This window comes from Pseudomonas sp. GW821-FHT09A09, from assembly GCF_059418405.1.
The window spans coordinates 18,049-31,943 of sequence record NZ_JBWKPU010000015.1 but is presented as its reverse complement, the minus strand read 5'-3'; the positions used below and the strand labels follow the sequence as shown (position 1 = coordinate 31,943).

Genomic DNA, 13,895 nt, shown 5'->3' with positions numbered 1-13,895 from the left:
GGCCTTCTTACAAGACTCCCAACCGTTGAGGTGCGTGATGAAATCAAGCTTCTGGAAATCCGGGCACACCCCGACCCTGTTTGCCGCGTTCCTGTATTTCGACCTGAGTTTCATGGTCTGGTACCTGCTGGGCCCGCTGGCGGTGCAGATCGCCGCCGACCTGCACCTGACCACCCAGCAGCGCGGCCTGGTGGTGGCGACGCCGATCCTGGCGGGCGCCGTATTGCGCTTCCTGATGGGCATGCTGGCCGACAAGCTGTCGCCCAAAACCGCCGGGCTGATCGGCCAGGTGATCGTGATCGCCGCGCTGTTCGGCGCCTGGAAGCTGGGCATTCACAGCTATGAACAAGCCTTGTTGCTGGGCGTATTCCTGGGCATGGCCGGTGCGTCATTTGCCGTCGCCCTGCCGCTGGCCTCGCAGTGGTACCCGGCCGAACACCAGGGCAAGGCCATGGGCATCGCCGGCGCCGGCAACTCCGGTACCGTATTTGCCGCCTTGCTCGCACCAGTGCTGGCCGCAGCGTTTGGCTGGAGCAATGTGTTTGGCTTCGCGCTGATCCCGCTGGTGCTCACCCTGATCGTCTTCGCCTGGCTGGCGCGCAATGCACCGGAACGCCCGAAGGCCAAATCCATGGCCGACTACTTCAAGGCCCTGGGTGACCGCGACAGCTGGTGGTTCATGTTCTTCTACAGCGTGACGTTTGGCGGTTTCATCGGCCTGGCCAGCGCCCTGCCCGGCTACTTCAACGACCAGTACGGCCTGAGCCCGGTCACGGCCGGCTACTACACCGCGGCCTGCGTGTTTGGCGGCAGCCTGATGCGCCCGTTGGGCGGCGCATTGGCTGACCGGTTCGGTGGCATCCGCACCCTGCTCGGCATGTACAGCGTGGCGGCGATCTGCATCGCGGCGGTGGGGTTCAACCTGCCCAGTTCCTACGCGGCATTGGCGCTGTTCGTCTGCACCATGCTCGGCCTCGGCGCAGGCAATGGCGCGGTGTTCCAACTGGTACCGCAGCGCTTTCGCCGTGAGATCGGCGTGATGACCGGCCTGATCGGCATGGCCGGTGGGATCGGCGGTTTTGCCCTGGCGGCCGGCATGGGCGCGATCAAGCAAAGCACCGGCAGTTACCAGATGGCGCTGTGGTTGTTCGCCAGCCTTGGCGTGCTGGCCTGGTTCGGCCTGCACGGGGTGAAACGCCGCTGGAGAACCACTTGGGGTTCGGCCGCCGTGACCGCTGCCCGCGTCTGATGAGCCTGCAACTGAGCGTCGCCCACGCCAGCGCCATCGGCCCACGGGCAGAAAACCAGGACGCCCTGCGCGTGGTCACGCCGGTCGCGGAACTGGCCGCCAGCAAAGGTTACCTGTGTGCATTGGCCGACGGTGTGAGCCAATGCGCCGATGGCGGGTTGGCTGCACGCTCGACCTTGCAGGCCCTGGCCCTGGACTATTACGCCACGCCGCAAACCTGGGGCGTGGCCCAGGCCCTGGAACGCCTGCTGCTCGCACAAAACCGCTGGCTGCAGGCCAATGGCGGTGGCCAGCCGTTGCTGACCACCCTCAGCGCCCTGGTGTTTCGCGGCCAGCGCTTCACCCTGGCGCACGTCGGCGATTGCCGGGTGTATCGCTGGCTGGACGGCGAGCTGCAGCGCATCAGCGAAGACCATGTGTGGGAGCAACCGGGCATGCAGCATGTGCTAAAGCGCGCACTCGGCCTGGATCAGCACCTGGTACTGGATTTTCTCGACGGCGAACTGCGTTCGGGCGAATGCTTTCTGCTGCTCAGCGATGGTGTGTGGGCCACCCTGGGCGACCGCAGCATCAGCACGATCCTGCGTGAACAAACCGACCTCGACCTGGCCGTGAACACGCTGGTCAACGCCGCTCATTTGGCCGGCAGCCAGGACAACGCCAGTGCCCTGCTGGTGCGAATCGACGCACTGGGCGCCGCCACCCTCGGCGATGCCTTGGTGCAGTTGCAGCAATGGCCCTTGCCGCCGCTGCTGAAAGCCGGTCAACGCTTTGAGGGCTGGCAGGTGGAGTGCGTGCTGGCGCAGAGTCGACAGTCGTTGTTGTACCGGGTACGCGATGCCCAGCAGCAACCCTGGCTGCTGAAAACCTTACCGCTCAACCGTGATGACGACAACGATGCCGGCCAGGCCTTGCTCTCGGAAGAGTGGTTTTTGCGACGGGTGGCCGGGCGCGCGTTTCCGGAAGTGCATGCCGCCAGCGGGCGTCAGCACTTGTACTACGTGATGCGCGAATATCCCGGGCAAACCCTGGCTGCGCTGTTCGAGCAGCAAGGCCCGCTGCCCTTGGCGCAATGGCAGTCCATCGCCGAGCGATTGCTGCGTGCCGTGGGCCTGCTGCATCGACGGCAGATCCTGCACCGCGACATCAAACCGGAAAACCTGCTGCTGGGGGACGACGGCGAACTGCGCGTGCTGGATTTCGGCCTGGCTTATTGCCCGGGCCTTTCTGAAGATCGCGCTCACTTGCTGCCTGGCACCCCGAGTTTTATCGCGCCGGAGGCCTTTGCCGGTGACCGTCCTACAGCACAGCAGGATTTGTACAGCGTCGGCGTCACCTTGTATTACCTGCTCACCGGGCATTACCCCTACGGTGAAATCGAGGCTTTCCAACGGCCGCGCTTCACCCAAGCTGTCAGCGCCAGCCGCTACCGCCCGGACCTGCCGGATTGGCTGCCACTCAGCCTGGAACGCGCGGTGGCGGCGCAACCCGCGCAGCGTTATGAAACCGCCGAAGAATGGCTGCTGGTGCTGGAACAGGCAGATCGCCGCGAACTGAGCGTGCAACCCAGGCCACTGCTGGAGCGTGAACCGCTGAAGGTCTGGCAGACCCTGGCTGTGGCGTCGCTGCTGATCAATCTGGTGCTACTGTATTGGTTACTGCACCACTAGGGAGCAAATCCTCACTGCAGTTTTTGCGCAAGCCCCGTAAACCCGGGCACAAGGCAACTTGGCACAACCGCTGCATTAGCTGGAACAACACCCCACATACAGCCGAACCTTCAACGTCGAAGGGTCGAGCTTCCCGAGAGAACGGGACCAGGACAAAGGCGTCCTCGCTAGGTAACTAGCGGGGACGCCTTTTTTTGTTTGCGCGTGATTGGTCGAGCCATTGCGGAGAACGACATGAAAAAACTCAAACTGGTGATGATCGGCAACGGCATGGCCGGGGTTCGCACCCTTGAAGAATTGCTCAAGCTGAGCAGCGACCTGTACGACATCACCGTGTTCGGCGCCGAGCCGCACACCAACTACAACCGCATCCTGTTGTCACCGGTGCTGGCCGGCGAGCAAACCTTCGAAGAGATCGTGCTCAACGACTTGAGCTGGTACCTGGACAACAACATCAAGCTGCTGCTCAACCGCAAAGTGGTGCAGATCGACCGCGTCAAACGCGTGGTCATCGCCGAAGACGGCACCGAGGCGGAATACGACCGCCTGCTGATCGCCACCGGTTCTACGCCTTTTATCCTGCCAATTCCCGGCAATACGTTGCAGGGTGTGATCGGCTACCGCGACATCGCCGACACCCAAGCCATGATCGACACCGCCAAGACCCACACCCACGCCGTGGTCATCGGCGGTGGCCTGCTGGGCCTGGAGGCCGCCAACGGACTGATGCTGCGCGGCATGCACGTCACCGTGGTGCATATCGGCGAGTGGCTGCTGGAGCGTCAGCTGGACAAGACCAGCGGCCAATTGTTGCAGACCGAGCTGGAAAGCCGTGGCCTGGTGTTTCGGCTGTGCGAGCAGACCCAGGCGCTGCATGACGCGGGCAACGGTCGCGTCGGCTCGGTACAGTTCAAGAACGGCGACATCATCCCCGCCGACCTGGTGGTGATGGCGGCAGGTATCCGGCCCAACACCGAGCTGGCGGAAAAATCCGGCATTCCCTGCAACCGTGGGATTCTGGTCAACGACACCCTGCAAACCTACGACCCGCGCATCTACGCCATCGGCGAGTGCGCCAGCCATCGCGGCATCGCCTATGGCCTGGTGGCGCCGCTGTTCGAGCAGGCCAAGGTCTGCGCCAACCACCTCGCACAGTTGGGCTTTGCCACCTACAAAGGCTCGGTCACCTCGACCAAGTTGAAGGTCACCGGCATCGACCTGTTCTCGGCCGGCGACTTCATGGGCGGCGAAGGCACCGAGACCATCACCCTCTCCGACCCGATTGGCGGCGTGTACAAGAAACTGGTGATCAAGGACGACATCCTGGTCGGCGCCTGCCTGTACGGCGACACCGCCGACGGCGGTTGGTATTTCCGTCAGATCCGTGAGAACCACGCCATCGGCGAGATCCGCGATCACTTGATGTTCGGCGAAAACGCCTTGGGCGATGTCGGCCATCAAGGCCAGGACAAAGCCATGAGCATGGCCGACAACGCCGAGGTCTGCGGTTGTAACGGCGTGTGCAAGGGCACCATCGTCAAGGCGATCCAGGAACAGGGGCTGTTCAGCGTCGACGAGGTGAAAAAACACACCAAGGCTGCCAGCTCCTGCGGCTCCTGTGTCGGCCTGGTCGAGCAGATTTTGATCAACACTGTGGGCGGCGCGGCCGACGTCAAGCCGAAAAGCGAAAAAGCTATCTGCGGCTGCAGCGACCTCAACCACGGGCAGATCCGCCAGGCCATCCGCGACCAGCACTTGCTGACCATCGCCGGCACCATGAGCTACCTGAACTGGCGCACGCCCAACGGCTGCGCCACCTGCCGCCCGGCCTTGAACTACTACCTGATTTCCACCTGGCCCGGCGAAGCCAAGGATGACCCGCAATCGCGCCTGATCAATGAACGGGCTCACGCCAATATCCAGAAAGACGGCACCTATTCCGTGGTCCCACGGATGTGGGGCGGCGTGACCAACCCGTCGGAGTTGCGGCGCATCGCCGATGTGGCCGACAAGTACAACGTGCCGATGGTCAAGGTCACCGGCGGCCAGCGCATCGACCTGCTGGGGATCAAAAAGCAGGACTTGCCTGGCGTGTGGAAAGACCTGGACATGCCGTCCGGCCATGCCTATGGCAAATCCATCCGCACCGTGAAGACCTGCGTCGGCAGCGAGTTCTGCCGCTTCGGCACGCAGAACTCCACGCAACTGGGCATCGAGTTGGAGCATGACCTGTTCAACATGTGGTCGCCGCACAAGGTCAAGTTGGCAGTGTCCGGTTGCCCACGCAATTGCTCGGAAGCGGGCATCAAGGACGTAGGCATTATCGGCGTCGACTCCGGTTGGGAGATGTACATCGGTGGCAACGGCGGCATCAAGACCGAAGTCGCGGAGTTCTTCGTCAAGCTGAAAACCGCCGAAGAAGTGCGCGAGTACAACGGCGCCTTCCTACAGCTGTACCGCGAAGAAGCCTTCTACCTGGAGCGCACCGTGCACTACCTGCAACGGGTGGGCATGGAGCACATCAAGAAGGCGGTGCTGGAAGATCCGGCCCGCCGCCAGGCCCTTAACGAGCGCCTGCAATTCTCGCTGTCGTTCGAGCAGGACCCGTGGAAGGAGCGCCTGGAACAACCGCTGCTGAAGAAGGAGTTCGAGGTTATCCCCGTCAAACAACTGGAGGTGCCGGCATGAACTGGCTGGATATCTGCGCCCTCGATGACATCAACACCCTGGGATCACGCATCATCCACGGGCCCAAGGGTGATATCGCGATTTTTCGTACCAGTGACGATGAAGTCTTCGCACTCGATGACCGTTGCCCGCACAAAGGTGGCCCGCTGTCCCAAGGCCTGATCTACGGCAAGCGCGTGGCCTGCCCGCTGCACAACTGGCAGATCGACCTCGCCTCCGGCGAAGCCCAGGCGCCGGATGTCGGTTGCGCTCACCATCACCCGGCCCGCGTGGAAAACGGCCGCGTGATGCTGGCCCTGCGGGACGCGGTGTGATGAACCGCCAGACCACCGCCTCTACCTGCTGCTACTGCGGCGTAGGTTGCGGCGTGTTGATCGAACATGACGGCGAGCAAATCATTGGCGTGCAAGGCGACCCCGACCACCCGGCGAACTTCGGCAAGCTGTGCAGCAAGGGCTCCAGCCTGCACCTGACCGGTGATTTATCCGCCCGCGCCTTGTACCCCGAGTTGCGCCTGGGCAAAGGCCTGGCGCGCACCCGCACCGATTGGGACACCGCGCTGGAGCACGCGGCCAACGTGTTCGCCCAGACCATCGCCGAACACGGGCCGGACAGTGTGGCGTTCTATATCTCCGGGCAATTGCTCACCGAGGACTACTACAGCTTCAACAAACTGGCGCGGGCGTTGGTGGGCACCAACAACATCGATAGCAACTCGCGGCTGTGCATGTCTTCGGCGGTGGTCGGCTACAAGCGCAGCCTGGGCGCCGACGCACCGCCGTGCAGCTATGAAGACCTGGAGAACAGCGACTGCGTGATGATCGTCGGCAGCAACATGGCCTACGCGCACCCGGTGTTGTTCCGACGCCTGGAAGAAGCCAAGGCGCGGCGCCCGCAGATGAAAGTGCTGGTGATCGACCCACGTCGCACAGACACCTGCGACTTGGCTGACCTGCACCTGGCGATCCTGCCGGGGACAGACGTCGCGCTGTTCCATGGGATCCTGCACCTGCTGCTGTGGGAAGACTGGATCGACCGTGCGTTTATCCAGGCGCATACCGAGGGGCTGGCGGAGCTGAAACGCCTGGTGCATGACTACACACCGCAGATGGTCACGCAGCTGTGTGGCATTAGCGTTGAGCAGCTGCGCCTGTGTGCGGAATGGGTCGGTACCTCCAGCAGTTTTCTGTCGTTGTGGTGCATGGGGCTTAACCAGTCCACGGCGGGCAGCGCAAAAAACAGTGCCCTGATCAACCTGCACCTGGCCACCGGCACGATTGGCCGGCCCGGCTGCGGGCCGTTTTCCCTGACCGGCCAGCCGAATGCCATGGGCGGACGCGAGACCGGCAGTTTGTCGAACCTGTTGCCTGGGCACCGAGAGGCCGCCAACCCTGAACATCGCGAACAAGTCGCGAGGTATTGGGGAATTGATTCGTTGCCGGCGTCTACCGGGTTCACGGCTATCGAGCTGTTCGAGCAGGTCCAAGCTGGCAAGGTCAAGGCGCTGTGGATCGCCTGCACCAACCCCGCGCAATCGCTGCCAGACCAGAACCGTGTGCGCGAAGCCTTGGCCGCCTGCCCCTTCGTGGTGTTGCAGGAGGCGTTTCGCACCACCGAGACCGCCGCCTACGCCGACCTGCTGTTGCCCGCCGCCAGTTGGGGGGAGAAGGAAGGCACGGTGACCAACTCCGAGCGGCGTATTTCCCACGTGCGCCGTGCCATCGTCCCACCGGGAGAAGCGCGACCGGACTGGGCAATTACCGTGGATTTCGCCCAGCGCCTGGAGCGCCGCCTGCGTCCGGGTTTGAGCAGCCTGTTTGCCTTTGAGCAGCCCGCGCAGATTTTTGATGAATACAAAATGCTGACCCGTGGCCGTGACCTGGACTTGTCGGGCATCAGCCACGCCTTGCTCGATTGTATCGGCCCGCAGCAATGGCCGTTCCCCCAGGGCGCCGAGGGCGGCACCCCACGCCTGTACACCGACGGTGTGTTCCCCACCGACAGCGGGCGGGCGCACTTTGTTGCCGATCCTTACCGCGCCGCGAAAGAGCAGCGTGACGCGCGCTTCCCATTGACGCTGATCACCGGCCGCCTGCGAGACCAGTGGCATGGCATGAGCCGTACCGGCACGGCGGCGCAGTTATTCGGGCATGTCAGCGAAGCGCTGTTGAGCCTGCACCCGGATGAATTGCGCAGGCACCGCTTCAAAGAGGGTGACCTGGTCAACCTAAAAAGTCGTCGCGGCCAGGTGATCGTAGCGGTCAGCAGTGATGACAGCGTGCGCCCGGGGCAGGCATTTCTGCCCATGCATTGGGGTGATCGTTTTCTCAAGGGCGGCGTGAATGCGCTGACCCAGCCGGCGTTTGATCCCCTGTCCAAACAACCGGAACTCAAGCACAGCGGCGTGCGCCTGGAGGCGGTGCAACTGCCATGGCAGCTGTTCGCGTTGATCGAAGGCGATGTGCAGCAACACTTCGAAGCCCTGCGCCCGCTGTGCGAGGGTTTTGCCTACGTCAGCCTCAGCCTGGCCGGGCGGGAGCGGCCCGCATTGTTGATACGCGCAGCCCATAGCGAGGCGCCCGACCTGCAACTGTTGACCCGAATCGATGAACTGCTGGGCCTCAACGACGGGCCGGTGATGGCGTACGACGACCCGCGCCGCTCGATCGGCAAGCGCGTGAAGATCGAAAAAGGCCGCATCACCGCCTTGCGTCTGGCCGGAGAAACCCTGGCCCGGCATTGGTTGCAAAGCCTGTGGCTGGAAGGCCGCGCCGACCATCAACTGCGGCGCTGGCTGTTGGCACCGTTGAGCGCGCCTCCGGGTGGGGCGGCGGCAAGCAGCAAGGTGTTGTGCAACTGCAAGAACGTCAGCGAAAACGCCGTGTGTGCCGGTATCGCCCGTGGCCTGAGCCTGGACGGGCTCAAGCGGGAACTGGGGTGTGGTACGCAATGCGGCTCCTGTGTACCGGAAATCAAACGTCTTTTGGCCAGCAGCCCGCAGCCAATCGCGATCAGTGTGTAAGGGGAACAACATGAGTGCAAAAGTCTGGTTGGTGGGCGCAGGCCCCGGTGACCCCGAGCTGTTGACCCTCAAGGCGGTGCGCGCCCTGCGTGAGGCCGATGTGGTGCTGATCGATGACCTGGTCAACCCGGCCGTGCTGGAGCACTGTGCCGGTGCGCGGGTGATCACCGTTGGCAAGCGCGGTGGTTGCCGCTCGACCCCGCAGGATTTTATCCATCGCCTGATGCTGCGCTATGCCCGACAAGGCAAGTGCGTGGTGCGGCTTAAAGGGGGTGATCCGTGCATTTTTGGCCGGGGGGGCGAAGAAGCGACCTGGCTGCGTGAACACGGGGTGGAGGTGGAGCTGGTCAACGGCATTACCGCCGGCCTGGCGGGAGCGACGAATTGCGCTGTTCCACTGACCTTGCGCGGTGTGAGCCGTGGCGTGACGCTGGTGACGGCGCACACCCAGGATGACAGCCGCCTGAACTGGCGTGCACTCGCAGAAGGCGGCACCACATTGGTGGTGTACATGGGGGTGGCCAAGCTTGAGGAGATTCGCCAGCAATTGCTCGACGGCGGAATGGCTGCCGATATGCCGGTGGCGATGATCGAGAATGCATCACTGCCCCAGCAGCGGGAATGCCGCAGCACCCTGCTGCATCTGCATGAAGATGCGCACGCATTCGCCTTGAAGAGCCCGGCAATCCTGGTGATCGGCCGCGTTGCCGCTTCTGCTCAAGCCGCTTGCGCCATTGCGGTCGCCAGCGCCTGAGGCAAATTCAAGGCGAAAAAAAGCCCGGCCTAAGCCGGGCTTTTTTCTACCACTCAGTAATTACTGAGCAGCTTGAGCTTCTACCGAGGCTTCTACGCGACGGTTGATAGCACGGCCTGCTTCAGTTGCGTTGTCAGCAACTGGACGGGATTTACCGTAGCCAACCGAGCTAACGCGGTTAGGAGCGATACCGTCTTTGACCAGAACTTGCTTAACAGCGTCAGCACGACGCTGGGACAGCTTCTGGTTGTAAGCGTCTGGACCTACGGAGTCAGTGTGACCTTCAACCACGGTGGTGGTTTGTGGGTACTGCTTCATGAAGTCGGCCAGGTTTTTCACGTCGCCGTAGCTGTTAGGCTTAACAACGGATTTGTCGAAGTCGAACTTAACGTCCAGCTCAACACGAACAACCTGAGCAACTGGAGCTTCTGGCTCTGGAGTTGGCTCTGGAGCTGGTGCTGGGGTAGGAGCTGGAGCAACTGCGCCAGCGTTGCCGCCGAAGTTCACACCCAGGCCAACCAGTGCGGAGTAATCCCACTTGCCGTTGTCCAGGTTGTAGTCAGACTCAACACCAGCACGGGCGAACAGGTTGTTGGTGAAGTAGTACTTCACACCAGCGCCAGCGATAGCCAGGGTCGACTGGTCGCGACCGCTGTGGCCGTCAGCCTGTACATTGGTACGGGATTGGTGACCGAAACCACCTTCTACGTATGGACGCAGGGAATCAACACCGGCCTGACCGAAGTGGTACTGAGCAGTCACGCTGCCAGTGTCACCTTTGATCTTCTGGTTGCCAGTACCGTCGTTCGAACGGGTGTGGTTGGTGGTGTCGTAGTTCAGGTTGATCGACACGTCGTCGGTCAAGAAGTAACCGATGCTTGCGCCAGGGTTGAAGCCGTCTTCGATGTGCTTGACGCTATCGTTGTACTGCTTCTTGTAGAACAGCTGGCCTTCAACTGCGCCTTGGCCTTGTGCCAGAGCGCCGAAAGAAGTGGCAGCAATAAGAGAACCAATGGCAAAGCCCAAGGTGTTTTTCAGTTTCATCCGTTAAATCCCCATCTGGTGATTGTAAAGCAGTCCCACAAACCGGGGGACAACTCGGCGACAAGTCTAACAGAACTTGCCTACACGTAAGAGATATTTGCCACGCACTAAGTTTCAGTCTCGCCCGCAAATTTCTCACGTAATTTATCAAGAGCACGTTTGTAACGCATTTTTGTAGCACTCAAACCCATATGCATGATGTCAGCGATTTCCTGAAACTCCAGTTCTGCGACAAATCGTAGCACCAGAATTTCGCGGTCAATCGGGTTCACATGCACCAACCAGCGATCAAGTCCGCCCTTTTCCTCGGGTGCTGGCGCCTTCTCTTCAGACGCTTCCTCCAGGGGGTCCAGACTCAACGCGTCCATCAAGCGACGCTTTCGCCGTTCCTTGCGATACTGCGTGATGCACTCGTTGTACGTGATGCTATATAGCCATGTCTTGAACTTCGATTTGCCCTCGAAGTTCTTCAGGCCATACAGCACCTTGAGCATCACTTCCTGACAGACATCATCCGCATCTCTATCGTTCCCTAAATACCTTGAACAAACGTTGAACAGAGTGCGTTGATATCTGCGCATCAATTCTTCGTACGCGCGTGTTACGTGAAACAGCTCCGTGTGCGAGCGCGCGACCAACTCCTCATCAGAGAGCTCACGGGGGTCATAGCGCGTGGACAGCGTTTGGGCTTTATTCAAAACAAGTCGTGCCGACAGTCAGGTCAATGTCCGCTACAGCCCGGCTACCCGGGTTTGCGGCGGCGTACATTAGCAGGGTTTGCCGGGTTAGCGGCTACTGACCTGCTGCTCCAGGAGGATCCGGTTGGACAGCGACACCAGGTCGCCGTCATCGGTCAGCACCGTCGTCTTGACTGTGCCGATCTCCTCGATCTGTCCTTCGACCTCGCCTATACGCACCTGTTGCCCAACCTGATACAGCTCACGCACATAGATTCCCGCAAGAATCTGCCCGGCAATTTCCCGGCTTCCCAACCCCATGGCCAGCGCAACGGCCAGACCAACGGTAATCAAAACGATCACGATCACGTGGTTGAGCAGGTCAGTCTTGACCTCCAACTGGCTGATCGCGACCGAAATACTGATGATGATGACCAGCCCCTGGGCAATTCGCCCAAGGCCGGCAGCATAGTCCAACCCCACGCCTTCAGCGGCGCCGCGCACCAGCCCATTGGCCAGTTGCGCCAGCAAAACACCTACCAGCAGTACCAGCGCGCCGCCGAAAACCTTCGGCAAATACAGTGCCAGCATGTCGAGCGTAGCTGAAACTCGCTCAAGGCCAAGGGATTGAGCCGCAGAAACCAGAAAAATAAGTAGAACGAACCAATAGACGATCTTGCCGATCAAGGTGGAAATCGGCACTTGCAGGCCGGCACGTCCCAGCAGCTTGGTCAGGCCGGTGCCTGCCATCAAGCGATCCAGGCCGAGTTTTGCGAGCAATTTGGACAGCAGGGTGTCGAGCAGCTTGGCCACGACAAAGCCCAGCAGTACCAGGACCAGGGCACCAAACAGGTTGGGAATGAAGTTCGCCACCTTGGTCCACAATGCGGTCATCGCGGTGACCAGGCTCTGGGTCCAGAGATCAAGTTCCATATTCAATCAGCCTTATCAGCAGTGCGAGCAAGAGGTTTACGACGGGACACCGGCGATACGTGGGCCGAACCATTGTTCAGGGCCATCATCAACGCCGGCAGCCAACGACCGAGCAGGCCGAACAGGTCACCCGCCCCTACCTGACGGTTGGCGGTTTTCAACACGCGGCCCAGGCAGGCATCGTCATCCCGGTTGGATGGCGAGGCATTGAGCATGTCACGCAAAGACTGTTCGAACGGATCGTGCATAAAGACCTCTCGCAAGTGATTTAAAAGACGAGGGTAAAATTCTTGGGGTCACATGGGACCTTTCCTACGTTCAGGTCATATTCAGGTCAAACCCAGCGTAATCGTCGAAAAAGCCACCATTGTCCGAGCGCAACTGCCACCATCATCAGGCAGGCAATCACGAATCCGTAGGGGCTGGCGGAGAACGGAATACCGCCCACATTGATGCCCAGCAAGCCGGTGAGAAAACTCATCGGCAGGAATATCCCGGTAATGATACCGAAGCGGTACATGGTGCGGTTCATGCGCACGCTCAAGCGCCGGTCTTCAGCCTCCAGCACAAGCCCCACGCGCTCCCGGGTCAATTCAAGCTCTTCCAGGTAGCGGGTCAGGCTGTTGTTCAATTCGTTCCAATAGTCGGCATCGTCGTCACAAAACCACGGCAATTTGATTCGCGTCAGTTGGGCAAAAATATCCCGCTGCGGCGCGAGGAATCGCTTCAGCCCAGCGGCTCGCCGACGGATCTGCAAAACGTTGCCATGCTCCGGGGTATACCGTTCGTCGGCATCGAGTTTTTCTTCTTCGGAATCGACGATTTCAGACAGGTCAGTGACCAGGTCCTGCACTTTATGGGTCAGGTACTGCGCCATATAAAGGATGAGTTCCGAAGCGGTTTTCGGCCCTTTGCCGTCCGCCAGCTGCACCAGCAGCTCGTCAGTGGCGCGCAAGGGGCGCAGACGCAGGGAAATCACACGATTGGCCGCCGCAAAGATCCGCACCGAGACCATGTCTTCCGGCTCGGCGCCCGGGTTGAGGTTGATCCCGCGCAGAAACAGCAGCAATTCGTCATCCGGCAGCGGCAACAAGCGCGGACGGGTGTTTTCTTCCAGCAGCAAGTCGCAGGCGAACTCGCTCAAGCCACTGGACCGGCGCAGCCAGGTCTGGGTCTGCGGATGGCTGCGATCCCAATGCAGCCACAGGCTTTCCTGCGGTTGCAGTTGCAGGTCGTCTAGCTCAGTCCGGGCAATCGAACGCGCGCCGCCTTTACCGTCCAGCACCAGGGCATGCACCAGCCCCCATTGCGCGTTTTCTTCCTCGAACATCCTCACCCCTTTGGTCTGCAGCGGTTTATTCAGGCATTTTCAGCGGGCTTGGCGACACGATCACGCCGTTATTGTCGGCATACACGTACTCACCCGGACGGAATGTCACGCCGGCAAAGGTCACGACCACGTTCAGGTCGCCAATGCCGCGCTTGTCGGTCTTCATCGGATGCGTCGCCAGTGCCTGCACCCCCAGGTCGGTCTGGGCAATGACATCAACGTCGCGGATGCAACCGTAGATCACCATCCCTTCCCAGCCGTTTTTCGCGGCTTTCTCGGCGATCATGTCACCCAGCAACGCGCGGCGCAGGGAGCCGCCACCGTCCACCACCAGCACTTTGCCGGCGCCCGGCAGGTCGGCTTGCGCCTTGACCAGGGAGTTGTCTTCGAAGCACTTGATGGTGACGATCTCGCCACCAAAGGAATCTCGGCCGCCAAAATTGCTGAACATCGGCTCAAGCACCTGCACCAGTTCAGGGTAGGCGTCGCACAGGTCGGGGGTCACGTAATGGTTCATTGAAAAATTCC

12 protein-coding genes are annotated in these 13,895 nt (G+C 61.1%); 6 read left to right on the top strand and 6 right to left on the bottom strand.

The annotated features are described in order from the left end of the window. The first annotated feature begins 37 nt into the window (after window positions 1-37). From AC07OV_RS15260 to cobA, 6 genes are all read left to right on the top strand, one after another. Window positions 38-1,249 carry a nitrate/nitrite transporter gene (locus AC07OV_RS15260; RefSeq protein ID WP_105697579.1) on the top strand — a complete coding sequence of 404 codons (1,212 nt, stop codon included), beginning with the start codon at window positions 38-40 and terminating at the stop codon, window positions 1,247-1,249. Beyond that, entirely contained in the window at window positions 1,249-2,919 is a 1,671-nt protein-coding gene (locus AC07OV_RS15255; protein ID WP_494998934.1) for a bifunctional protein-serine/threonine kinase/phosphatase, read from the top strand. Before AC07OV_RS15260 ends, AC07OV_RS15255 begins: the two co-directional genes overlap by 1 nt. A gap of 234 nt (window positions 2,920-3,153) precedes the next feature. Continuing rightward, window positions 3,154-5,607: a nitrite reductase large subunit NirB gene (nirB, locus tag AC07OV_RS15250; protein WP_494998922.1), complete on the top strand. Its 2,454-nt coding sequence runs from the start codon at window positions 3,154-3,156 to the stop codon at window positions 5,605-5,607. Further along, window positions 5,604-5,921, top strand: coding sequence for a nitrite reductase small subunit NirD (gene nirD / locus AC07OV_RS15245; protein WP_494998923.1), 318 nt, complete (start codon window positions 5,604-5,606; stop codon window positions 5,919-5,921). Before nirB ends, nirD begins: the two co-directional genes overlap by 4 nt. After that, window positions 5,921-8,629 carry a nitrate reductase gene (locus AC07OV_RS15240; protein WP_495092499.1) on the top strand — a complete coding sequence of 903 codons (2,709 nt, stop codon included), beginning with the start codon at window positions 5,921-5,923 and terminating at the stop codon, window positions 8,627-8,629. Before nirD ends, AC07OV_RS15240 begins: the two co-directional genes overlap by 1 nt. Window positions 8,630-8,639: 10 nt before the next feature. Next, window positions 8,640-9,383, top strand: coding sequence for a uroporphyrinogen-III C-methyltransferase (gene cobA, locus AC07OV_RS15235; protein ID WP_495092498.1), 744 nt, complete (start codon window positions 8,640-8,642; stop codon window positions 9,381-9,383). 60 nt (window positions 9,384-9,443) lie between these two features. Here cobA and AC07OV_RS15230 read toward each other — a convergent pair whose 3' ends face one another. The 6 genes from AC07OV_RS15230 to rraA all read right to left on the bottom strand — a co-directional run bounded on the left by AC07OV_RS15230 (window position 9,444) and on the right by rraA (window position 13,884). Beyond that, on the bottom strand, window positions 9,444-10,427 hold the full coding sequence (locus AC07OV_RS15230) for an OmpA family protein (RefSeq protein WP_176996335.1): 984 nt from the start codon (window positions 10,425-10,427) through the stop codon (window positions 9,444-9,446). A 107-nt stretch (window positions 10,428-10,534) separates the two neighbouring features. Then, window positions 10,535-11,125, bottom strand: a complete 591-nt coding sequence (sigX, locus tag AC07OV_RS15225) for an RNA polymerase sigma factor SigX (RefSeq protein ID WP_003193286.1) — start codon at window positions 11,123-11,125, stop codon at window positions 10,535-10,537. 87 nt (window positions 11,126-11,212) lie between these two features. Next, window positions 11,213-12,037, bottom strand: a complete 825-nt coding sequence (locus AC07OV_RS15220; RefSeq protein ID WP_122717981.1) for a mechanosensitive ion channel family protein — start codon at window positions 12,035-12,037, stop codon at window positions 11,213-11,215. A 2-nt stretch (window positions 12,038-12,039) separates the two neighbouring features. Continuing rightward, window positions 12,040-12,285 carry a hypothetical protein gene (locus AC07OV_RS15215; RefSeq protein WP_005790375.1) on the bottom strand — a complete coding sequence of 82 codons (246 nt, stop codon included), beginning with the start codon at window positions 12,283-12,285 and terminating at the stop codon, window positions 12,040-12,042. A gap of 86 nt (window positions 12,286-12,371) precedes the next feature. After that, window positions 12,372-13,367, bottom strand: coding sequence for a zinc transporter ZntB (locus tag AC07OV_RS15210; RefSeq protein WP_495092497.1), 996 nt, complete (start codon window positions 13,365-13,367; stop codon window positions 12,372-12,374). A 25-nt stretch (window positions 13,368-13,392) separates the two neighbouring features. Then, complete coding sequence (gene rraA / locus AC07OV_RS15205; RefSeq protein ID WP_494998927.1) at window positions 13,393-13,884, bottom strand: ribonuclease E activity regulator RraA; 492 nt, start codon at window positions 13,882-13,884, stop codon at window positions 13,393-13,395. Window positions 13,885-13,895: the final 11 nt, after the last annotated feature.